This is a genomic window from Serratia sp. AXJ-M (assembly GCF_046531865.1).
In the GTDB taxonomy this organism is placed as follows: Bacteria; Pseudomonadota; Gammaproteobacteria; order Enterobacterales; family Enterobacteriaceae; genus Serratia; species Serratia liquefaciens.
In genome coordinates this window covers 2283008-2305172 of record NZ_CP059394.1, presented here as the reverse complement: position 1 = coordinate 2305172, position 22165 = coordinate 2283008, and the positions used below count along the sequence as shown (strand labels likewise).

Sequence of the window (22165 nt, the reverse complement as noted above, 5' to 3'; positions counted from 1 at the left end):
GTTATGACTTAATCACGCCGCAGGCGAAGCGTTCGCCTCCGCCACCCAGCGGTTTGGGATGATCGGAGTGATTATCACCACCAGCGTGCACCATCAGTGCCTTGCCGCTGATTTCGCTGATTTTTTTCAGCCGAGGCGCCAGCACCGGGTAGCTGGCCATGCCGTCGTCGGTCACGTAAATAGCCGGCAAATCCCCCAAATGACCGTCGGCGTACGGCCCAAGGTGCTTACCGGTTTTTTGTGGATCAAGATGTCCGCCGGCCGCCAACGCCGCGACGGCCTTGCCGTCCTTCATTCCCGGTTCGCAACTGCCCTTCTCATGAACGTGAAAACCGTGCACACCGGCCGGCAAGGCTTTGAGCTGTGGCGTAAACAACAAGCCATAAGGCGTTTCGCTGATCGTCACCTTGCCAATATCCTGACCAATTCCCTGTCCGGTCACCAGATTCATGTCAACATCCACCGTCGCCGCCTGAGCAACGCCGCAGGCCATCAAACCAAAGGCCGCATACCAATAGTGTTTCATCAATCAATCTCCTTGAAGTCTCTGTGAGTGTTCAGTATAGGGGAAGCTGCCGCGTCACCGCACAAAACACGCACAATTTTGGCGATCAAATTCGCATTCTTAATAATTACTACTAATAATAATTCTACCGATGTCGGTCCTCTGACCAGACGCCGTGCGGCATACTCATTTCATTGCGACTCGCTGCAATAGCTATTCAAAGATTAACCCGGCAACGCAGCTAATTCATAAGGAACTGATATGGGAATCTTTAATTATCAAGGCCTCGATGAGGCGAAGTCCAAAGCGTTATTTACCGATGCCATGGCAATTTCCACCTACGCCTATCACAATATCGATAATGGTTTTGATGAAGGCTATCATAATACCGGCTTCGGGCTGGGCCTGCCCTTTACCCTGCTCACCGCGCTGATAGGCAGCTCTCAATCACAGGGCGGATTACCCGGTATTCCCTGGAACCCTGACTCGGAAAAGGCGGCGCTGGCGGCGGTAAATAATGCCGGCTGGTCATTGATTAGCGCAGATCAATTAGGCTATCAGGGCAAAACGGACGCGCGTGGCACCTATTACGGTGAAACTCTGGGCTATACCACTGCACAGGCCGAAGTACTGGGAAAATACGACAGCGAGGGTAATCTCACCGGCATCGGCATTGCTTTTCGCGGCACCAGCGGCCCGCGTGAATCGTTAATCACCGATACCATCGGCGATCTGGTCAATGACCTGCTGGCCGGTTTCGGTCCCAATGGTTATGCCGATAATTACAGCCTGAAAGCCTTCGGCACCCTGCTGGGGGATGTGGCCAAGTTCGCCCAGTCTCACGGGCTGAGTGGGGATGACATTACCATCAGTGGTCACAGCCTCGGCGGCCTGGCGGTAAACAGCATGGCGGCGCTCAGCGACGGCAATTGGGGTGGCTTCTACGCGCAGTCAAACTATGTCGCCTTCGCTTCTCCTACCCAATACGAAACCGGCGATAAAGTCATTAATATCGGCTACGAAAACGATCCGGTATTCCGCGCGTTGGATGGCACGACGCGCACTTCAGCAACGCTGGGTGTGCATGACGCACCACAAGAGTCCGCTACCAATAACATCGTTAATTTCAACGACCACTATGCCTCCACCGCCTGGAATATTCTGCCCTTCTCTATCCTCAATGTGCCAACCTGGTTATCTCACCTGCCGTTTTTTTATCAGGACGGATTGATGCGGGTATTGAATTCAGAGTTCTACTCGCTGACCAGCAAAGATTCGACGGTGATTGTCTCCAATCTTTCTGACGTTACCCGCGGCAATACCTGGGTGGAAGACCTCAACCGTAACGCCGAGCAACACAGCGGCCCAACCTTTATTGTCGGCAGTGACGGCAATGACCTTATCAAGGGCGGCGCGGGAAATGATTATCTCGAGGGCCGAGCCGGCAATGACACCTTCCGTGACGATGGCGGTTTTAATATTATTTCCGGCGGTGAAGGCCATAACACCCTGGATTTGCAACATGCATTGAAAAATACCGAGGTCGCGTACGACGGCAATACGCTCTATTTGCGCGATGCTGACGGTGGCATCACTCTGGCTAACTCGATTGGCACGCTGAAAAGCAAAGAGTCGTCACTGCTGATTTTCACCAAAGAGGTTGATCATCAGGTGACCGACAACGGATTACTTTCCACCAAGGGGTTGACCGCCTACGCCAGTTCGGCGAACGGCACCGCGGCCGATGACGTTCTGACCGCCAAGGATTCCGGCTCCTGGCTATTCGGTCTGGAGGGAAATGACCAGCTGTTTGGCGGCAAAGGCAATGACGTGTTCGTCGGAGGCGCGGGTAACGACGTTATGCACAGCCAGGGCGGCAACAATACCTTCCTGTTCAGCGGCGACTTCGGTCAGGATCTGATTTACGGCTATCAGGCCCGAGACAAACTGGTATTTATCGGTACCGACGGCAGCAGTACGGGCGGTAATTTCCGTGATTTTGCTTCCGAGGTGAACGACAATCTGGTGTTTAATTTTGGCGGCAATACGGTCACTTTAGTCGGGGTCGGGTTCGATAGCCTGTCGGACGGCCAGGTGGTACTGGCCTGAACACCGGGACATTAACGTTAAAAACGGGCGGCCGAGGCTGCCCGTTTTATTGTGCCGCTTAAGGTACGTCGTAACCCAGCGCCGCTTTGCGGATGCGGAACCACTGTTGACGATCCAGCGTCAATTGCTGCGCCTTCAATGCCGAACGCACGCGTTCAATCTTGCCTGAGCCGATAATCGGCAACGGTGCCGACGGCAGACGCATCACCCAGGCGTACACCACCTGCTCGATAGTCTCGGCCCCTATTTCCTGCGCCACCGCCTGCAACTCATCACGCAGCGGCTGGAACTCGGCGTCGCTGAACAGGCGGCCGCCCCCCAGACAAGACCAGGCCATCGGCTTGATGCGTAATTGCTGGCACTGATCCAGCGATCCATCCAGGATACTCGGCTGATGAATCGGTGAAATCTCCAGTTGATTGGTCACCAGCGAGAATGGCAGCCGCGATTGCAGCAACGTAAATTGCGCCGGTGTGAAGTTGGAAACGCCGAAGTGACGCACTTTGCCACTTTGGTGCAGAGACACAAAGGCCTCGGCGACCTCATCGGCATCCATCAGCGGATCCGGACGGTGGATCAACAACAGGTCAAGATAGTCGGTATGCAGATGCGCCAACGAACGTTCCGCGCTGTAAACAATATGCTCGCGGTCGGTGATGTAATGGCCGATGGCGTTGCCCGGTTTGGCCGTAGTGGCGATACCGCATTTGGACACCAACTCCATCGACTGGCGCAATGACGGCTTCAGCCGCATCGCTTCGCCAAAAGCCTGTTCGCAGGCATAGCCACCGTAAATATCCGCGTGATCGGCAGTGGTCACGCCCAGCTCGATATGCTGCTCAATGAACGCCAACAGCTGTTGCGGCGACATGCCCCACTCCATCAAACGCCAGTATCCGCAAATCATGCGGGAAAATTCAGGCCCCTGCGGCGCGAGTTGAATACGGTTTTCCATTATTGAAACCTCATGACAGTGTTTGATGCCAGCATACACAAGCGGGTAACGACGTGGAAAGGGGAAAGCCGCGCTAACGTGCGGCGGATCGGGTACCGGTCAAAATAGCGACGGCTGTTCGGGTAGCGGCTCATCGGGCTGTTTATTGGCTCGCTGAAGGCGCAGGAAGCGTTGGTGACACAGGCGCAGCACATCCCTTTTTTGCGCATCGCTCATTTGCATCCAGCCAAAGCGTTCTTCGCGGCTGCGCAGGCAGCCACGGCAAAAGCCTCGGTCATCGGCCTGGCAGATACCTCGGCACGGGCTGGGGATGTCAAAAAACTCAAGCTGCTGCGGCACGCGTCCTCCTGTTATCTCTTGCTAATTGAAGACGCCATCGGCGCCGCTGGCAAGTGACTTTTCGGTGTGGCGGCGAAAATAGTCGCGCAAGTAACGCAGCGCCTGGCGATTTTTCTCCGGCATCGCCCGCTCGAGCGTCATCGCATGCAGCCGTAACGGTGTCGGCCGCCATTCAGGCATCAGTTGGATTAACTCACCGCGTTGCAGCTCATCTTCTATTTCATACAGGGGTTGAATCGAGATCCCCAAACCATTGCGGGTGAAGGCGCGCATGACGGTCATGCTGTCGCTGACAATCTGCCCTTCCGCCAGACGCAATTTAAGCTGCTGGCCGCTCTGGTGATGCAAATCGAGATGCGCACCGCTGAAAGCCCCGGTGATCCATCGGTGTTGCACCAGGTCTTGTGGCGTCTCCGGCACGCCATGCTGGCTGAGATAGCGAGGAGCGGCACACAGCACCATCGGCCATTCGGCCAGCGGGTGGGCAATCATATTGGCGTCCGCCAGTTGACGATTAACTCGCAGCGCAATATCGATACGTTGATCAATCATATCGACAATCCGGTCGTCAGCCAGCACCTTCAGCGTCAGCTTGGGATGCGCCTGCAACAACGGCGCCATCGCCTCCGCTAACGGGCGACCACCGATACCGATGGTCGTCGCGATGCGCAACTCTCCCACCAGGGTATCGCGCAGTTCCGCCAGACGCTGTTCCGCCTGCTGTGCCTGAAACAACATCGCCTCACAACCGGGATAGAACGCCGCCCCCGCTTCGGTGAGCGCCAGGCGGCGTGTAGAACGGTGCAACAAGGGCACGCCAAGCGTTTTTTCCAGTGAGCGCAGGTGCTGGCTGACCGCTGACGGCGTCATTCCCAGTCGCCGGGCGGCTCCGGCTAGCGATCCTTCGGCCACCACGGTGGCGAATACCGCCATTCGATTCAGTTTATCCATGATTATGAAGTTTTACTTAATCAAGAAAGCATGAATATGGCACTAATCAACATCATTGTTAAGTACTACATTATCTATACCCGCTCGGGTCAATCTGAGCAGAAAGTTAATACTGACCCCTTTACTGACAGGAGCATAAAGATGAAAGTAGCCATTATTGGAGCAACAGGTTTTGTAGGCCGCCGCGTGCTGGATGAAGCTCTGGCACGTGGACTGCAAGTCACGGCGATTGCTCGTCAGCAAAAAGACCTGCCGGAAAACGCCAACCTGAGCATAGCGCTCGGCGACGTCGCCGACACCGAATGGCTGGCGAAACAGCTGGCCGGTCAGGATGCGGTGATCAGCGCCTATAACCCAGGCTGGGCGGAAGACAACCTTTACGAAAAAACCAGCCGCGGCGCACAGCAGATCCTGGACGCTGTTAAAAAAGCCGGCGTTAAACGCCTGCTGGTGGTGGGCGGTGCCGGCAGTCTGGAAGTCGCGCCGGGCGTTGAATTGGTGGACACGCCGGAATTCCCGGAAAATATCCGTCCAGGCGCACAAGCGGTACGCGATTTACGCAACAAACTGCGTAACGAGACTTCGCTCGACTGGACCTATTTGTCGCCAGCTGCCCTGTTGGAACCTGGCAAGCGCACCGGCCAGTTCCGCCTTGGCACCACCAAACTGTTGATGAATGGCCAGGCGCCAGCCGGTATCTCGGTGGAAGATCTGTCGGTCGCCATCATCGACGAAATTGAAAAACCGCAGTTTATCAAAGCGCAATTTACCGCCGCTTACTGATATCGCATCGCCAGACCATTCCCCGGTCTGGCGACCTTTTTTCTAAACCAAAACTAAACGACTTCGCCACCATTCTGAATCTCTAAGGTTTTCTTAAGTTTCATCCTGTAAATTTCAGCGCATTACTTAATAGCAGGACTTAGATTTGGCAATGTGGTTACGTCAACGCTTACAGTGCAACAGCCTGGGTTTTATCCTCGCCAGCGCCTTGTTCTTCACTCTGTTCCAGAATGCGTTATTCCTTCATAAGGCCTGGTCGTATATCAGCTTCGATAACGTCCACAGCGTTATTTTCGCCGCCACCATGCCGGTAGTGATTTTTTGCGCGTTGAATATCATTTTCAGCGTGCTGACCGTGCCCTTCCTGCGTAAACCGCTGATGATTTTCTTCCTGCTCGGCAGCGCGGCCGCCAACTACTTTATGTTCAGCTATGGCGTGGTCATCGACGGCAATATGATGCAGAACGCCTTCGAGACCAATCCGCAGGAGGCCACGGCCCTGCTGACACCCCGCATGGGGCTGTGGCTGGTGTTGCTCGGTATTCTTCCGGCGGTGGCGGTCTGCTTTACCGATATCCGAAAAACTCGCCCCTGGTGGTACATGGCCGGGCTGCGAGCCGCCAACGTGATGCTTTCCGTGGTGGTGATCCTGATTATCGCCGCGCTGTTTTATAAGGACTACGCTTCGCTGATCCGCAATAACAAAAGCGTAGTGAAAATGCTGACGCCTTCTAACTTCGTCGCCGGCACCATCAAGTTTACCCAGCAACGCTACTTCACCCGTAACCTGCCGCTGGTGAAAATTGGTGAAGATGCGCGCAAAGGGCCGCTGATAGCCTCACAGCAAAAGAAAACCCTGGTGATCCTGGTGGTGGGGGAAACGGCGCGCGCCGAGAATTTCTCGCTCGGGGGCTACGGCCGCGAAACCAACCCGCGCCTGAAACAAGACAATGTGACCTATTTTAAAAACGCCAGCTCGTGTGGCACTGAAACCGCCATATCCGTCCCCTGCATGTTCTCCAACATGCCGCGCAAGGATTACGATGCGACTCTGGCTACGCATCAGGAAGGTGTACTAGACGTACTGGCTCATGCCGGTGTTAACGTGCTGTGGCGTGAAAATGACGGCGGCTGCAAAGGCGCCTGCGATCGCGTACCGCACGTAGACATGACCAAGTTGAAACTGCCGCAGGATTGCGACGGCGATGTGTGCATGGATAATGTATTGCTGTACAAACTGAACGACTACATCAACAGCCTGAAAGACGACGGTGTGATCGTACTGCATCAGATGGGCAGCCACGGGCCGGCCTATTACCGCCGCAGTACGCCAGAGTTCCAGAAGTTCTCGCCGACCTGCGACAGCAATCAGATCCAGGATTGCACCCACGAGCAGTTGGTTAATACCTATGACAATTCGCTGCTTTATACCGACGCCATGCTGGACGACACCATAAAACTGCTGCAGCAGTACAGCGGGAAATTCAACACGGCGCTGGTGTACCTTTCCGACCACGGTGAATCATTGGGTGAAAACGGCATGTACCTGCACGGTACGCCCTATGTCTTCGCTCCAAGCCAGCAGACCCACGTTCCCTTCCTGATGTGGATGTCTGCAGACTATGAGCGCAACTTCAAGATCGATCGCCAGTGTCTGAACAATATGGCGGAAAAGGACGAAGTCTCGCAAGACAACCTGTTCCATACCCTGCTCGGCATGATGAACGTGCAAACTCGCGAGTATCAATCGCAGTTGGATATTCTGCAACGCTGCCGCAGCGGTTCATAACCGCTTAACATCTTCATCCCGCTCGGGCAAAATACCGCTCATCGCAACCGGCGTTCTTACGCCGGTTTTTTATTGCTATTGACCTAGACCGATTGGTCTATTATGCTGACAGCCATTATGACTAAACATGCGCATTGCCCGACAGACACCCGTGAACATTTGCTCGCTACCGGCGAGACGCTAAGCCTGCGCCTTGGTTTTACCGGCATGGGGCTGAGTGAACTGCTGAATACGGCCGGGGTGCCGAAAGGCTCGTTCTACCACTACTTCCGTTCGAAAGAAGCCTTTGGTGAAGCGATGCTGCAACGTTATTTCGAGCATTATGATGGGCAAATGAAACAGCTGTTTGCCGACGATAAAAGCGATGCGCGCCACCAGTTGCTGAGCTATTACGCCCAGGCAATCAGCTATCACTGCCGCAGCGAATGCCACAATGCCTGTCTGGCGGTGAAGCTTTCCGCCGAGGTGAGTGATCTGTCAGAACCGATGCGTCATGCATTGGAAACGGGAACCGCCCGGGTGATTGCTCACCTGCAGGACGCGATTGAACGCGGTATCCGCGAAGGCGCCTTGTCGATTGCCATGAGCCCGGCAGCAACGGCAGAAACGCTGTATTCACTGTGGCTTGGCGCTTCGCTGCGTGCCAAAATCCGCCGCTCGGTCGCGCCGTTGACCAGCGCGCTGGAAAGTATTGAATTGCTGTTGCGTCCGCCGCAACCTTAAACGAAACACCCTGGCTTTATCGAAACTTGCCCTGTGGGGCAGTTTTATTACATTACTAGTCGACCGGTCTATTAATATAGGATGCACTATGAAGATTGAAAAGTTGTTCTCCCCGTTGAAGGTTGGCGCTGTCACCCTGCCAAACCGCGTGTTTATGGCCCCACTGACGCGGCTGCGCAGCATTGAGCCCGGCGATATCCCTACTCCGTTAATGGGCGAATATTATGCTCAACGCGCCAGTGCCGGCCTGATCGTCACTGAAGCCACTCAGATTTCTTTCCAGGCGAAAGGCTATGCCGGCGCTCCGGGGCTGCACACTCCAGAGCAGATCGCCGCGTGGAAAAAAATCACCCAGGCTGTACACGATAAGAATGGCCATATCGCCGTTCAACTGTGGCACGTGGGCCGTATTTCCCACAACAGCCTGCAACCGGGCCAGCAGGCACCGGTGGCCCCTTCTGCGATCAATGCCGACACCCGCACCACCGTGCGTGACGAAACCGGCGCCTGGGTACGAGTGCCGACCTCTACCCCACGAGCGCTGGAAACCGACGAGATCCCAGGGATCATCAACGATTTCCGTCAGGCCACCGCCAACGCGCGTGAAGCCGGCTTTGATTTTATCGAGCTGCATGCAGCGCACGGCTATCTGCTGCACCAGTTTATGTCGCCAGCGTCTAACCAACGTACCGACCAATACGGCGGCAGCATCGAAAACCGCACTCGCCTGACGTTGGAAGTGGTTGACGCGAGCATCGCCGAATGGGGTTCAGAACACATTGGCATCCGTATTTCACCGCTGGGTCCGTTCAACGGCCTGGATAACGGGGAAGATCAGGAAGAAGCGGCGCTGTATCTGGTGGAAAAGCTGAACAAGCGCAATATCGCTTATCTGCACATTTCCGAACCCGACTGGGCCGGCGGCAAGCCTTATTCCGACGCCTTCCGTGACTCGGTACGCGCCCACTTTAAAGGCGTCATCGTCGGTGCCGGTGCTTATACCGCCGAGAAAGCAGAAGAGCTGATCAATAAAGGCTTTATCGATGCGGTGGCCTTCGGCCGCAGCTATATCGCCAACCCGGATCTGGTAGAGCGCTTCAAGCAGAATGCTGCGTTGAACGAGCCGCAGCCTGCCACCTTCTATGGCGGCGGTGCAGAAGGTTATACTGACTACCCGACGCTGTAATAACGCGGAATACCAGATAAGAAAGCCCGTCGGTATGCGAATGCCGGCGGGCTTTTGTCATTTTTCGGTTCAGGGGCAATTTAACGAAGACCCAGCTTTCCCCAACGTTCGATCTCAGCGGCGTCGATATTGTTCATTATGGTGCGGAACCAAACGGTAAATTTATCAGGATCGTTTTTTATCTCCTGGGCTAATTGCCGAATATCGACCCACAACCAGCTGTGGGCCTCTTCGGGATCCTCTTGCGGTTCACCGTCAAACAAGCCCACGTAAATATGATCGAATTCGTGCTCAATTAAATCGCCTGGCACTTCCGCGCGGTAGGTAAAACTCGATACCTGCAGTAGCTCAGTGCAAAAGCCCATCTCTTCCTGCAACCGCCGCTGTGCGGCTGCCTGCGTTGCCTCTCCCCAGCGCGGGTGACCACAGCACGTGTTGGTCCACAACCCGGCAGAATGGTATTTACCGTAAGCCCGCTGTTGCAGCAGCAGTCTGCCCTGGCTATTAAATATAAAAATTGAAAACGCCCGGTGCAGTAATCCCTGCTGGTGCACAAGCGTTTTGGTTTGCGACCCCACGGAATTATCTTCGGCGTCCACCAGAATCAGCATTTCGTCCATTAATGATCTCCTTCGGCAGTAGCCATCATTCCACACGGGTAAAAACAAAAAAGCATATTAACCAGATCCAAATGTATAAATTGAGGCCATTCACCCTGAGTCTGGATCGCTATCCGACCCTGCTGTTCCTTGCGAGGGGTATAGTACCTATTTCCATCAACCATAGGGCACATACTGTGCGATTGCTATTGATAAGGTGACAATGTCACCGAAACTCTGCCACTCCCGCCCCGGCATACATTGAAATCCCTTATGCGGCAACGCTATACTGAATTTCGCTTCAATCCATCCGCCATTGGCAACGGCACATCCAATCAGAGGAATTATGCGCTTACTCCATACCATGATCCGCGTCGGTGACCTGCAACGTTCCATCGACTTTTATACCAAGGTATTAGGCATGCGCTTGCTGCGTACCAGCGAGAACCCGGAATACAAATACTCGCTGGCGTTTGTAGGCTATACCGATGAAAGCGAAGGTGCGGTGATTGAACTGACCTATAACTGGGGCACCGACAGCTACGAAATGGGCAGCGCGTTTGGCCATTTGGCGCTGGGCGTCGACGATGTCGCTGCAACCTGTGACAGCATCCGTAACGCCGGCGGCAAGGTTACTCGCGAAGCCGGCCCGGTTAAAGGTGGCACCACGGTGATTGCCTTCGTTGAAGACCCGGACGGTTACAAGATCGAACTGATCGAGAACAAACATGCTGGGCATGGTCTGGGCCACTGAGGTCGATTAAGGGCGCTTCCTGCGCCCTTATTTTTATCTGCGTGATAACCGCCTGCAACCGGGCGCAAAATTTGCCATAATGCGCGCTGCATTCGATGAAGATAAGAAACTGATGGCCGAAAAAAGTGATCTTAACGCCCTGAGTGGCCGTTTTCGTGGGTTTTACCCCGTAGTCATAGACATAGAAACTGCCGGATTTAATGCCAAAACCGACGCACTGCTGGAAATTGCCGCCGTTACGTTAAAAATGGATGAAAACGGCTGGTTGCAGCAGGACGAGACCCTGCACTTCCACGTGGAGCCTTTTGAAGGTGCCAACCTGCAGCCGGAAGCGCTGGCCTTTAACGGCATAGACCCAAGTAACCCATTGCGCGGTGCGGTCAGTGAGCACGATGCGTTGCACGCTATTTTTAAAGCCGTGCGCAAGGGCATTAAGGATCGTGGCTGCAACCGGGCAATCATTGTGGCGCACAATGCCAATTTTGATCACAGCTTCCTGATGGCCGCCGCAGAGCGCGCCAGCCTGAAACGTAACCCCTTCCATCCATTCGCCACCTTTGATACTGCGGCGCTGAGTGGGCTGGTACTGGGGCAGACGGTGTTGGCCAAAGCCTGCATCGCCGCCAATATCCCGTTCGACAGTTCCCAGGCACATTCTGCCCTGTATGACACCGAGCAAACCGCGTTGCTGTTCTGTGAACTGGTTAACCGTTGGAAACGCTTGGGTGGCTGGCCACTGGCGGTTGAAAACACCGACTAAGACAAAAAAATCGGGCGGCCCAGTCTTCACTGGTGCCGCCCGATGTATCCCAACAATAAAACCGAGCCGATTATGGCTGCTGGTCTTCCTGCTGTTTGTACTTCTCTGCCGTTTCTTTGATCAGCTGCTGCAGTTCGCCGCGCTGATACATTTCGATGATGATATCGCAGCCGCCTACCAGCTCACCGTCGACCCACAGCTGTGGGAAAGTCGGCCAGTTGGCATATTTCGGCAACTCGGCACGGATGTCCGGGTTCTGCAGAATATCAACGTAGGCAAAGCGTTCGCCACAGGCAGACAGCGCCTGCACGGCTTGCGCAGAGAAACCGCAGTTTGGCAATTTCGGTGAACCTTTCATGTACAGCAGAATCGGGTTCTCAGCGATCTGGTGCTGAATTTTTTCAATCGTCGTCGTCATTGTATTGCTTCCTCAAGCCAAGTCTTATGGCTACAACATGCATCACACCGGCCATTGTAGCGGCTGGAACAGTCGCAAGAAAACGCCATCTTTTGCAAGGGCATTTCCCCGTAGTCAGTCGCGTCTTACCGGCAAAGCCTTTCCGGTCAAAACATATGCGCAGAATAACATTTTTAATCTGGCCATTTCACTAATATATTTTGCCATCAAAATGCGCCGTTAAATAATCCCGCCGACGGTGATTGTCGCTTTTTTATACATCAACGGATTGATTTTTCAGCAAAAAAAATGCCATTAACGTTTTCTCACAATATGGATTATCATTTATGAGTTCTTCGCTGTTTTATATGGCGAAATTCGGGAATACTGTCCTTCTTTCGATATCTGTTCCGGGGCCAAGGTTGGTAACGTCGACATGCGTTTAATTCTTACGCTTTTTGTGCTGTTGTTTACACAGCTATTCTTCAATCTGGCGCATGCTGCGCCACAGGCGCGTATTGCCGCCGAGCAACGCAAAAGCCATGTCAACGAAGCCCGGCCAGATGACCGCAAGAAAAAGAAAGCGGTAAAAGCCAGCAAAAAAGCAAAAACCACCACCCCGCAGAAAACCGCCAAGGTTTCCAAAGCCAAAACGGAAAAAACCGCTAAAAAGATCGTCAGCGCCAAATCGAAAGGCAAAACTCAGAAAATAGCCAAAATCAAAGTTACCCCGCCGAAAAAGGGTTACAAAAAAGGTTATGGTCGCCACCGCGAAGCCGGGATGGCCACCGCGAAACTGGTGCGTGATGATAAACCGTTGAAGCTGACTCCAGCGCACAAAAAACGCTATCAGCACGCCAAGCAAACCGCGATGGCCAAGCTGATGGACCAAATGGGCAAGCCTTACCGCTGGGGCGGTACTTCACCAAGAACCGGTTTCGACTGCAGCGGCCTGATTTACTACGCGTATAAAGACGTGGTGAAAATCAAAATGCCGCGCACCGCCAACGAAATGTATCACCTGCGAGACGCCGCGCCGATCAAGAGAAGCGAACTGGAAAGCGGTGACCTGGTGTTCTTCCGCATTAATAACCGCGGCGTGGCAGACCATGTTGGCGTTTATCTGGGCAACGGCAAATTTATTCAGTCACCGCGTACCGGTGAAGAAATTCGGATCAGCCAACTCGACAATGACTACTGGCAAAACCATTACATCGGCGCCCGCCGTGTAGTAACACCGAAAACCATTCGATAATTTCTTTGGCGGCTGGCTTGCCCAGCCGCTCTCCCCTGACTGATTTTCCTGCTGTTCCTAAAGCACCCAATCCTTTAGCCCGCCCCCACTGTATTTCATCGCGAAAATTGCTAAGCTAAATATCCACAATAAAAACAGGTCAATTTAAGGTCCGTTGCTTTAGCGGCGAGTTGACACTGTACAAGGAGGAAGCAATGTCGTTTGAACTGCCCGCACTACCTTATGAAAAAAATGCCCTCGAACCGCACATTTCGGCAGAAACCCTGGAATACCACTACGGCAAGCATCACAACGCCTATGTGGTCAACCTGAACAATTTGCTGAAAGGCAGCGAGTTTGAAGGATTATCCCTTGAAGCAATCATCAAGGCTTCCAGCGGCGGCATCTTCAACAATGCAGCTCAGGTATGGAATCACACCTTCTATTGGCACTGCCTGTCACCTCAGGGCGGTGGGGAACCTCAGGGCAAATTGGCTGCCGCGATCAACCAGGCTTTTGGTTCTTTTACCGCCTTCCGGGAACAATTCAGCGACGCCGCGGTGAAAAACTTTGGCGCAGGCTGGACCTGGTTAGTGAAAAAGCCGGATGGCTCGCTGGCGATTGTTAATACGTCGAATGCGGCCACGCCGTTGACTGGTGAAGACAAACCGTTGCTGACCGTCGACGTTTGGGAACACGCCTACTACATCGATTATCGCAACGCACGACCGGCCTACCTGGAAAACTTCTGGGCGCTGGTTAACTGGGCATTTGTGGAGGAAAATCTGGCGTAACGCGGGGAAAATACAACCAGGCGTAGCGAACTGCGCCTGGTTGACTGAAGAGTATCAGTTCAATGCTGCGGTGAAGCTAAAAGCGATAATCACAGCCAGCGCACCCAGGGTGGTGAACAGTGACATTTTCAAATCGGTATCCATTACAACTCCTTTTCAGATTGGGTTTCCCAAGGGTAAAAGGCACACAATTAATGTGTTAAACCATTTTCCCACAGTTGGCCGATAAAATCTTGTTATCATTTCCCAGTTTATAATACCGATTACCTCTTCCCCTTTTGCTCAATATGGGACAAAATTCGCAGTTCACAACTGTGTACCGGCAAAATGCCCCTCCTGACCAAGCGCTGACGACTTCAACACACTAAAAACTCAGTTTTCGCTTCTTTGGAGAAGGATCTACGCAGGCAAACGATTAACATCACACTTACATACTGCAACATGTGAGTTCAGGAGTCATTCTTTACATGGCAACGATTAAAGATGTGGCCAAACGCGCTGGCGTTTCCACCACCACCGTTTCGCACGTCATCAATAAGACTCGTTTCGTCGCCGAAGAAACAAAAGCGGCCGTTGGCGCCGCGATCAAAGAGCTGCACTATTCACCCAGCGCCGTGGCGCGCAGCCTTAAGGTCAATCACACCAAATCTATTGGTCTGCTGGCCACATCGAGCGAAGCACCCTACTTTGCCGAAGTGATCGAGGCGGTGGAAAACAGCTGCTACAGCAAAGGCTATACGCTGATCCTGTGCAACTCACATAACAATCTGGACAAACAACGCGCCTATCTGGCGATGTTGGCGCAAAAGCGCGTCGATGGCCTGTTAGTCATGTGTTCGGAATACCCGGACCAACTGCTCGGCATGCTGGAAGATTATCGCAATATCCCGATGGTCGTCATGGATTGGGGCGCCGCACGCGGTGACTTTACCGACACCATTATCGATAACGCCTTTGAAGGCGGCTATCTGGCCGGGCGTTACCTGATTGAACGCGGCCACCGCGATATCGGGGCCATTCCGGGTCAACTGGCGCGTAATACCGGTGGCGGACGCCATCAGGGCTTTTTAAAAGCCATGGAAGAAGCCAATATCGACGTGCGTGAAGAGTGGATTGTTCAGGGCGACTTTGAGCCGGAGTCCGGTTACAAGGCCATGCATCAGATACTGTCGCAGAAGCAACGCCCTACCGCAGTCTTCTGCGGTGGCGATATCATGGCCATGGGGGCGATCTGCGCCGCCGATGAACTTGGCCTGCGCGTACCACAAGACATATCGGTGATTGGCTACGATAACGTGCGAAACGCTCGCTACTTTACCCCGGCACTGACCACCATTCATCAGCCCAAAGAGCGTTTGGGCGAGATGGCCTTCACCATGCTGCTGGATCGCATCATCAGCAAGCGTGAAGAGTCGCAGGTGATTGAGGTTCATCCCAAGCTGGTTGAGCGCCGTTCGGTCGCTGACGGTCCGTTCATCGATTATCGCCGCTAATTATCTGCGCCGGAAACTCTCACGGTTTCCGGCGTTATTCTTCGCTTAGCCACTCCTGATTCAAGGTTTCACTGTCTCCCAGATAATCCAGCAACCAGGCCATAGCCGGAGACGGCGTATTTTGCTGCCAGGTCAGGCAACAAGGACTGGCGGGAAATGGCTGTTGCAACTGTAGCGCCACCAGCTCCCCGCGCTGCACCAAAGGCAATACCTGATGCGCAGGCATCATACCAACGCACAACCCGGCACACAGGCAGTCCACCGCAGAAGCCCAGTCCGGCACCACCAGGCGTCGCTGGTTGTCCAACGTCCAGGTCACGCGCTTGGGCAGGTTGCGCGAGGTATCTTCCAGGCACAGCGACGGAAAGGGCCGTAGTTGATCGTCGTTCAACAGCCCCTCTATCGCGGCCAGCGGGTGATGCGGACTGGCCACGCACAACCAACGCATATCTCCCATATCGCGAAAGGCGAAACCGCCGCCCACCGGCACCGCCCTTGTGGCGCCGATCGCCATATCGGCACGACCGTCCACCAGCGCATCCCATACGCCATTAAACACCTCCGGCTGAACCAGCAATTCGACGTCGGGGAAATGGCGGTAAAAATCCAGCACCAATTGGCGACTGCGTTGGGGTTTAACGATGATATCCACCGCTATTTTCAATTGGCCCCGCCAGCCGTTAGCGACCTGTTGGCACTGTCGGCGCGTGTCGAGCATTTTTTTGATGACACCACGCGCTTCCTGAATAAACAGCACGCCCGCCGGTGTCAGTTCCACGTCGCGATGACGGCGCTCAAACAGCGGTACCGCCAGCCATTGCTCCAACTGCCGCACCGTATAACTTACCGCCGACGGAACCCGATGCAGCTCCTGCGCCGCGGCGCTGAAACTGCCGGTGCGGGCCACCGCATCGACGACATCCAGGGAATATTCAGACCACATAGCTTTGCCTTCAATTTTTTTAACAGCACCTCGCAAATATTACCGTTTCACAAGCAGAGATCCAGCCGGATACACTTGCCGGCGCTAAAAACCTGCGACGATAAAATATTAACGAGAAATACCATGCGAAATTCCTTTGGTTTTATGTTCTACCTTGCCGGCCTGAGCATGCTGGGATACCTGGCCACCGATATGTACCTGCCCGCCTTCGGCATGATGCAGCAAGATCTGCAGATTTCCGCCGGGGCAATCAGCGCCAGCCTGAGCATCTTCCTGGCCGGGTTTGCCTTTGCACAACTGCTGTGGGGCCCGCTTTCCGATCGCCTCGGCCGTAAACCGGTGTTGCTGATCGGTCTGGCGCTGTTTGCCCTCGGCTGCCTTGGCATGCTGTGGGTACAAAATGCCGTGCAACTTTGGTCGCTGCGCTTTATCCAGGCGATTGGGGTTTGCTCCGCTGCCGTTACCTGGCAGGCCTTGGTAATTGACCGCTATCGCGAAGGCAAGGCTAACCGCGTGTTCGCCACCATTATGCCGCTGGTAGCCCTTTCACCGGCGCTGGCGCCATTGGTGGGTGCCTGGTTGCTGAATCACATGGGCTGGCGCGCCATTTTCGCCGTGTTGCTGGGCATTACCGTGCTTTTGCTATTGCCGACGCTGCTGCTGAAAGAAAGCGCCAAAACCGTGCCTTCCGACGACAATAAGAAAAGCGCGCTCAGTTTCTTCCATCTATTAAAGTCACGCATCTTCAGTGGCAACGTTATGATCTTTGCCGCCTGTTCTGCCGGCTTCTTCGCCTGGCTGACCGGTTCACCGTTTATTCTTGGTGATATGGGTTATAGCCCGAACGACATCGGTCTGAGCTATGTGCCGCAGACTCTGGCGTTCTTATTAGGGGGCTATGGCTGTCGTACCGCATTGAACCGCATGAATGGCAACACCTTGTTGCCTTGGCTGTTGGTAGTTTATGGCGTCAGTATGGTTGCATTATATCTGGTTGCCACCCTGACTCAGCCCACGCTCACTACGTTGTTAATTCCGTTCTGCGTGATGGCGTTGGTCAACGGAGCCATTTACCCTATCGTGGTAGCCAATGCGTTGACCCCGTTCCCGGAAGGAACCGGTAAAGCTGCCGCCTTGCAAAACACCCTGCAATTAGGCCTGTGTTTTGTCGCCAGCATGCTGGTTTCGGCCTTTATCGCCCAGCCTCTGTTGGCAACGGTCACGGTAATGGTGTCGACGGTGGTATTGGCCGCGTTGGGCTATCTGATGCAACGGAGAAAGGTAATGGACGATCAACAGGCGACACGTCAGGAACATGCTAACTCCGCGTCATAATTGCCAGTATTAATAATCACTTAAAGAATATTTTTGCCGAGTGCGATTTACAGTTGAGTAAGCGCCTCGGCAAGCCTATACTCAAAAACGACCTTTAAAAATAACACTTTTATAATTTCTTTATCACTAGCAACTGTTGTGTACGCGTATGGCGTCACAGTTTTTTAAGGATTGTCTTTCCCGCGTTTCTTGCGCTGGAACCTTCTTAAAATTTTCCTCTGTTCATAGTCGGATATCAGACGCCACGGGATTCTTACCGTAGGTAAACGTATGCACCCGCAGAATTTGTCTAAGCTATTTTTTGACGGGTCATAAGTCAGAAGAAGGTGATGGAGAAGCTATGAGTTCATCGTGTATAGAAGATGTGAGCATCCAGGACAACCAATGGTACCGTATCGCTCATGAAATGCTCAGCATGGCCGGTATTGAAATAAACGGCTCGCGCCCTTTCGATATTCAGGTTAAAAATCCTAATTTTTTTAAACGCGTGCTGCAGGAGGGTTCTCTCGGCCTGGGCGAAAGCTATATGGACGGCTGGTGGGAATGCGAACGGCTGGATATATTCTTTCATCACGTGGTCCGCGCCGGTCTGGAAAAGAAACTGCCCCGCCACCTCAAAGATACCCTGCGAATTGCCGCCGCGCGATTAACCAATCTGCAATCGAAGAAACGCGCCTGGATAGTCGGCAAAGAACATTACGATCTGGGGAACGATCTCTTTACCCTGATGCTGGACCCTTATATGCAATATTCCTGCGCCTACTGGAAAGAGGCGACCACGCTGGAAGAAGCGCAGGAAGCCAAATTACGGATGATTTGCGAAAAGCTGCAGCTGCAGCCGGGTATGAATTTGCTGGATATTGGCTGTGGCTGGGGCGGGCTTTCTGCCTATGCGGCGAAAAACTATGGCGTTTCGGTGGTGGGCGTGACCATTTCTGCCGAGCAGCAAAAGCTGGCACAGGAGCGCTGTGCCGGGCTGGATGTCGAGATCCTGCTGCAGGATTACCGTGATTTGCATCTGCAATTTGACCGTATTGTTTCCGTCGGTATGTTTGAGCACGTCGGTCCGAAAAATTACCGCACCTACTTCAACGTGGTGGAACGTAATTTAAAACCGGACGGCCTATTCCTGCTGCATACCATTGGTTCGAATCGGACAGATATGAATGTTGACCCGTGGATCAACAAATATATCTTCCCGAATGGCTGCCTGCCGTCGGTTACCCATATTGCCCAGGCCAGCGAAGGGCATTTTGTGATGGAAGATTGGCACAATATTGGCGCTGATTACGATCGCACCTTGATGGCGTGGTACGAAAGATTCAAACAGGCATGGCCGCAGTTGGCCCAACGTTATTCGGATCGTTTCGAACGCATGTTCAGTTATTACCTGAACGCCTGCGCTGGAGCATTTCGCGCCCGTGACATTCAACTCTGGCAGGTCGTCTTCAGCCCGAAAGGCGTAGAAGGCGGTATCCGCGTGACGCGCTAATTATCCCGCAGCGTAAACGACATATAACCTATGGATTTCGAGTTGCAGCTAGGCACCCAGCTAGCTCATCCCCAGGCGCTTACTTGAGTAAGTAACTGGGGTAAGCTAGTGCAGGTAACAACGCTGCAACTTGAAAGACGACGGGTATATCAGCCGCAATACACGCGAATGATCTTATCCTCGCTGTCGCCCAGGAAATTCAGGCGGCGCAGGTTGAAGTCCATCGTGACCGCAGAGTTATACGGAATCGCACGTACCTGCGACTCAATTCGTACGCCTTCCAGCGAAGACATCGGTTTACCGACATAATTCTGGTATTGCGCCGCACCACAGGTGTCGCTATCGGCATCCACTGTCGGGTTGGCCGCGCCCTGGTCCGGCGAACTGCTACAAGCACTCAGCGCCAGCAGCGCCGTTAACATCAACGTTTTCCCATAAAACTTCACGCGATTGCTCCTCTCTGGTGGGTCGTTTGTCAGATCTTCTGCGCCAGCGCGCTCGCTGCCGCCATTGCCGCTTCGCGGCTTGCCAACACCCGTTCAACGGTGTCTACCACCGCCTGCGTTTGCGGGTCGATCTCAATATTCACCTTATCACCCAGGCGTTTTTTGCCCAGCGTGGTACGTTCCAGCGTTTCCGGGATCAGATGCACGCAAAAACGGTTATTCACCACTTCACCGATGGTCAGGCTAATTCCGTCAATACCAATAAAACCTTTGTGCAGAACATATTTCATCAGTTCCGCATTCGGCATACGTAACCATACCTGACGATTATTCTCGGAGGTATAAATCTTGGCAACTTCCGCCGTGCAGATAATATGGCCGGACATCAGGTGACCGCCAATCTCATCATTAAACTTGGCCGCCCTTTCGATGTTAACCACATCGCCCAACGCCAGTTCACCAAGGTTGGTCAGGCGCAGCGTTTCTTTGATCAAATCAAAACTGACGCGGTTACCCTCTACCGCCGTGACGGTCAGGCAGCAGCCGTTATGCGCCACAGACGCACCGAGCTCCAATCCAGGCAGCAGCTCGGTAGGCATTTCTATGACGTGGGTACGGAAGTTGGATTTTTCATCAATGGCGACCAGCGGCGCGGTGCCTTGTACGATACCGGTGAACATGTGAGCCTCTTCTTTCTGAAAATGTTTAAAGCGCTTGGGGCAGTTTGCCCCAGTTGGCGAGGAAAACCAAACCCGTGGCGACAAAAAGTCTGTGCCTGCGCATTTAATAACTATTTCATCACAGCATTTGCTTAACCTCGCCGAGCGGGTACAATCTTTTTGACAAAATTCCGCTATTTTTAATTGTTGTCCTTTCGCGACGACCCTCCCCTCCATCATAAATAAATAGAAAAGGTGTATGCGTGCAGAAGTACTTCATTGAAGCGCGTAGTTTATTGGCCCTCGCAATCCCGGTAATCATCGCGCAAATATCACAAACCGCAATGGGTGTGGTAGACACCATTATGGCCGGTGCGTACAGCGCCACAGATATGGCGGCGGTTGCCGTCGGTACCTCTATTTGGCTGCCTGCCATTTTGTTCGGGCACGGCCTGTTGTTGGCGTTGACACCGGTCATCGCCCAGCTCAACGGCGCGGGCCGACGAGATCGCATTGCTCATCAGGTGCGTCAGGGCTTCTGGCTGGCGGGGGCAGTCTCGTTGCTGGTGATTATCGTGCTGTATAACAGCAAGTTCGTCATCGACTTGATGCATAATATCGACCCGCAATTGGCGGATAAAGCCGTGGGCTATCTGCACGCCATCATGTGGGGCGCGCCGGGCTATCTGTTCTTCCAGGTACTGCGCGGCCAGTGCGAAGGGCTGTCGAAAACCAAGCCGGGCATGGTGATTGGCTTCCTCGGTCTGCTGGTGAATATCCCGATCAACTACATCTTTATCTACGGTAAATTCGGCATGCCGGAATTGGGTGGCGTCGGTTGCGGCGTGGCGACCGGCAGCGTTTACTGGTTTATGTTCCTGGCGATGCGTTGGTACGTGAAGCGCGCCCCGTCGCAGCGCGATATTTTGCCACACGAAGGCAGCAGCCCGCGGCCCGACTGGCCGGCAATAAAACGCCTGTTCGGCATCGGTCTGCCGGTCGCGCTGGCGCTGTTCTTCGAGGTCACGCTGTTCGCCGTCGTCGCTCTGCTGGTCTCTCCATTGGGCATCGTTTCGGTGGCCGGGCATCAGATTGCCCTGAACTTCAGCGCGCTGATGTTCGTGTTGCCTATGTCGTTGGGCGTCAGCGCGACTATTCGCGTTGGCTATCGATTGGGTGAAGGATCGGTCGAAGGCGCGCGGATTGCCGCTTATTCGGCTATCGGCGTCGGTATTCTGATGGCCTGCTGCACCGCGCTGTTTACCGCCACCTTCCGCGAGCAAATCGCCCTGCTGTACAATGACAGCCCGGCGGTAGTGGCCATGGCGTCGCAGCTGATGCTGTTGGCAGCCATTTACCAGATCTCCGATTCTATTCAGGTGATTGGCAGCGGCGTTCTGCGGGGCTATAAAGATACCCGCTCGATTTTCTTCATCACCTTTATCGCCTATTGGGTGCTGGGTCTGCCGAGCGGGTATCTGTTGGCGTTGACCGACATTGTCGTCCCAGCGATGGGGCCTAGCGGCTTCTGGATTGGGTTTATTATCGGACTGACCTTCGCCGCCATCATGATGGCCTTGCGTATGCGTTGGCTGCAAAAACAGCCTGCGACACTGATCCTGCAGCGCTCTACCCGCTAACTATCACCACCGGTCGGTTACGCCGACCGGTGGCTTCAGCAGCATAGATTGCAGAAAAAACCGCCGCACTGCACACAAGCGCAGCAATCACGTGAAATACCGGATAAAATTACGTTTTTCTCCTTGCCAGCGCGCGGGTAGCTCGTTAATATTCGTCCCCGCTGTCAGCCATGACAGACAGGAAAAGATGCGTCCGTAGCTCAGTTGGTTAGAGCACCACCTTGACATGGTGGGGGTCGGTGGTTCGAGTCCACTCGGACGCACCAAATTCCTAAAGCA

23 protein-coding genes and 1 tRNA gene are annotated in these 22165 nt (G+C 53.9%); 14 read left to right on the top strand and 10 right to left on the bottom strand.

Annotation, left to right across the window (positions count from 1 at the left end; translation table 11 throughout):
* Position 1: 1 nt before the first annotated feature.
* Positions 2 to 526 (bottom strand): superoxide dismutase family protein, encoded by a 525-nt coding sequence (gene sodC / locus H0S68_RS10850; RefSeq protein ID WP_020826685.1) that lies wholly within the window; start codon positions 524 to 526, stop codon positions 2 to 4.
* 240 nt (positions 527 to 766) lie between these two features.
* Between sodC and H0S68_RS10845 the strand changes: the two genes are divergently transcribed.
* On the top strand, positions 767 to 2614 hold the full coding sequence (locus H0S68_RS10845; protein ID WP_410529374.1) for a polyurethanase: 1848 nt from the start codon (positions 767 to 769) through the stop codon (positions 2612 to 2614).
* A gap of 58 nt (positions 2615 to 2672) precedes the next feature.
* Here the strand turns inward: H0S68_RS10845 and H0S68_RS10840 are convergent, their stop codons facing one another.
* From H0S68_RS10840 to H0S68_RS10830, 3 genes are all read right to left on the bottom strand, one after another.
* The gene (locus tag H0S68_RS10840; protein WP_020826683.1) at positions 2673 to 3569 is read right to left on the bottom strand and encodes an aldo/keto reductase family oxidoreductase; all 897 of its coding nucleotides are present in this window, start codon (positions 3567 to 3569) and stop codon (positions 2673 to 2675) included.
* A 99-nt stretch (positions 3570 to 3668) separates the two neighbouring features.
* Complete coding sequence (locus tag H0S68_RS10835) at positions 3669 to 3908, bottom strand: DUF1289 domain-containing protein (RefSeq protein WP_115058942.1); 240 nt, start codon at positions 3906 to 3908, stop codon at positions 3669 to 3671.
* A gap of 21 nt (positions 3909 to 3929) precedes the next feature.
* Positions 3930 to 4859 (bottom strand): LysR substrate-binding domain-containing protein, encoded by a 930-nt coding sequence (locus H0S68_RS10830; protein WP_041414527.1) that lies wholly within the window; start codon positions 4857 to 4859, stop codon positions 3930 to 3932.
* 141 nt (positions 4860 to 5000) lie between these two features.
* Here H0S68_RS10830 and H0S68_RS10825 point away from each other — a divergent pair, with 141 nt between their 5' ends.
* The 4 genes from H0S68_RS10825 (at position 5001) to H0S68_RS10810 (ending at position 9340) form a co-directional block, all read left to right on the top strand.
* Positions 5001 to 5642, top strand: a complete 642-nt coding sequence (locus H0S68_RS10825) for an NAD(P)-dependent oxidoreductase (protein WP_020826680.1) — start codon at positions 5001 to 5003, stop codon at positions 5640 to 5642.
* Positions 5643 to 5793: 151 nt separating this feature from the next.
* Positions 5794 to 7431 carry a phosphoethanolamine transferase EptA gene (gene eptA, locus H0S68_RS10820; RefSeq protein ID WP_201895323.1) on the top strand — a complete coding sequence of 546 codons (1638 nt, stop codon included), beginning with the start codon at positions 5794 to 5796 and terminating at the stop codon, positions 7429 to 7431.
* A gap of 102 nt (positions 7432 to 7533) precedes the next feature.
* Positions 7534 to 8154 (top strand): TetR/AcrR family transcriptional regulator, encoded by a 621-nt coding sequence (locus H0S68_RS10815; RefSeq protein ID WP_020826678.1) that lies wholly within the window; start codon positions 7534 to 7536, stop codon positions 8152 to 8154.
* A gap of 88 nt (positions 8155 to 8242) precedes the next feature.
* On the top strand, positions 8243 to 9340 hold the full coding sequence (locus H0S68_RS10810; RefSeq protein WP_410529373.1) for an alkene reductase: 1098 nt from the start codon (positions 8243 to 8245) through the stop codon (positions 9338 to 9340).
* Between the two features lie 80 nt (positions 9341 to 9420).
* Here H0S68_RS10810 and idi read toward each other — a convergent pair whose 3' ends face one another.
* The gene (gene idi, locus H0S68_RS10805) at positions 9421 to 9960 is read right to left on the bottom strand and encodes an isopentenyl-diphosphate Delta-isomerase (protein WP_187962798.1); all 540 of its coding nucleotides are present in this window, start codon (positions 9958 to 9960) and stop codon (positions 9421 to 9423) included.
* A gap of 325 nt (positions 9961 to 10285) precedes the next feature.
* Here idi and gloA point away from each other — a divergent pair, with 325 nt between their 5' ends.
* Both gloA and rnt read left to right on the top strand, forming a co-directional pair.
* Positions 10286 to 10693, top strand: coding sequence for a lactoylglutathione lyase (gene gloA / locus H0S68_RS10800; RefSeq protein ID WP_041414525.1), 408 nt, complete (start codon positions 10286 to 10288; stop codon positions 10691 to 10693).
* 79 nt (positions 10694 to 10772) lie between these two features.
* On the top strand, positions 10773 to 11453 hold the full coding sequence (rnt, locus tag H0S68_RS10795; RefSeq protein ID WP_020826674.1) for a ribonuclease T: 681 nt from the start codon (positions 10773 to 10775) through the stop codon (positions 11451 to 11453).
* 70 nt (positions 11454 to 11523) lie between these two features.
* On the opposite strand, the gene H0S68_RS10790 is transcribed toward rnt, so the two are convergent.
* Positions 11524 to 11871 carry a Grx4 family monothiol glutaredoxin gene (locus H0S68_RS10790; RefSeq protein WP_020826673.1) on the bottom strand — a complete coding sequence of 116 codons (348 nt, stop codon included), beginning with the start codon at positions 11869 to 11871 and terminating at the stop codon, positions 11524 to 11526.
* A gap of 415 nt (positions 11872 to 12286) precedes the next feature.
* Here H0S68_RS10790 and H0S68_RS10785 point away from each other — a divergent pair, with 415 nt between their 5' ends.
* Both H0S68_RS10785 and sodB read left to right on the top strand, forming a co-directional pair.
* Positions 12287 to 13105, top strand: a complete 819-nt coding sequence (locus tag H0S68_RS10785; protein WP_020826672.1) for a C40 family peptidase — start codon at positions 12287 to 12289, stop codon at positions 13103 to 13105.
* A gap of 194 nt (positions 13106 to 13299) precedes the next feature.
* On the top strand, positions 13300 to 13878 hold the full coding sequence (sodB, locus tag H0S68_RS10780) for a superoxide dismutase [Fe] (RefSeq protein WP_020826671.1): 579 nt from the start codon (positions 13300 to 13302) through the stop codon (positions 13876 to 13878).
* A gap of 54 nt (positions 13879 to 13932) precedes the next feature.
* Here the strand turns inward: sodB and H0S68_RS10775 are convergent, their stop codons facing one another.
* Positions 13933 to 14022, bottom strand: a complete 90-nt coding sequence (locus H0S68_RS10775) for a YnhF family membrane protein (protein WP_020826670.1) — start codon at positions 14020 to 14022, stop codon at positions 13933 to 13935.
* A 323-nt stretch (positions 14023 to 14345) separates the two neighbouring features.
* Between H0S68_RS10775 and purR the strand changes: the two genes are divergently transcribed.
* On the top strand, positions 14346 to 15371 hold the full coding sequence (gene purR / locus H0S68_RS10770; RefSeq protein WP_020826669.1) for an HTH-type transcriptional repressor PurR: 1026 nt from the start codon (positions 14346 to 14348) through the stop codon (positions 15369 to 15371).
* Between the two features lie 34 nt (positions 15372 to 15405).
* On the opposite strand, the gene punR is transcribed toward purR, so the two are convergent.
* Positions 15406 to 16314 carry a DNA-binding transcriptional activator PunR gene (gene punR / locus H0S68_RS10765; RefSeq protein WP_122079117.1) on the bottom strand — a complete coding sequence of 303 codons (909 nt, stop codon included), beginning with the start codon at positions 16312 to 16314 and terminating at the stop codon, positions 15406 to 15408.
* Positions 16315 to 16437: 123 nt separating this feature from the next.
* Between punR and punC the strand changes: the two genes are divergently transcribed.
* Positions 16438 to 17649, top strand: coding sequence for a purine nucleoside transporter PunC (gene punC / locus H0S68_RS10760; protein ID WP_201895327.1), 1212 nt, complete (start codon positions 16438 to 16440; stop codon positions 17647 to 17649).
* 340 nt (positions 17650 to 17989) lie between these two features.
* Complete coding sequence (gene cfa / locus H0S68_RS10755) at positions 17990 to 19141, top strand: cyclopropane fatty acyl phospholipid synthase (RefSeq protein ID WP_046373697.1); 1152 nt, start codon at positions 17990 to 17992, stop codon at positions 19139 to 19141.
* Positions 19142 to 19290: 149 nt separating this feature from the next.
* Here cfa and H0S68_RS10750 read toward each other — a convergent pair whose 3' ends face one another.
* Together H0S68_RS10750 and H0S68_RS10745 are read right to left on the bottom strand one after the other, a co-directional pair.
* Positions 19291 to 19587: an I78 family peptidase inhibitor gene (locus tag H0S68_RS10750; protein ID WP_020826665.1), complete on the bottom strand. Its 297-nt coding sequence runs from the start codon at positions 19585 to 19587 to the stop codon at positions 19291 to 19293.
* A gap of 29 nt (positions 19588 to 19616) precedes the next feature.
* A complete protein-coding gene (locus tag H0S68_RS10745) occupies positions 19617 to 20267 on the bottom strand; it encodes a riboflavin synthase (RefSeq protein ID WP_020826664.1) in 651 nt (216 codons plus the stop codon).
* 242 nt (positions 20268 to 20509) lie between these two features.
* Here H0S68_RS10745 and H0S68_RS10740 point away from each other — a divergent pair, with 242 nt between their 5' ends.
* The gene (locus H0S68_RS10740) at positions 20510 to 21886 is read left to right on the top strand and encodes an MATE family efflux transporter (RefSeq protein ID WP_122079113.1); all 1377 of its coding nucleotides are present in this window, start codon (positions 20510 to 20512) and stop codon (positions 21884 to 21886) included.
* A 189-nt stretch (positions 21887 to 22075) separates the two neighbouring features.
* Positions 22076 to 22152 (top strand) — tRNA-Val (locus tag H0S68_RS10735).
* Positions 22153 to 22165 lie beyond the last annotated feature (13 nt).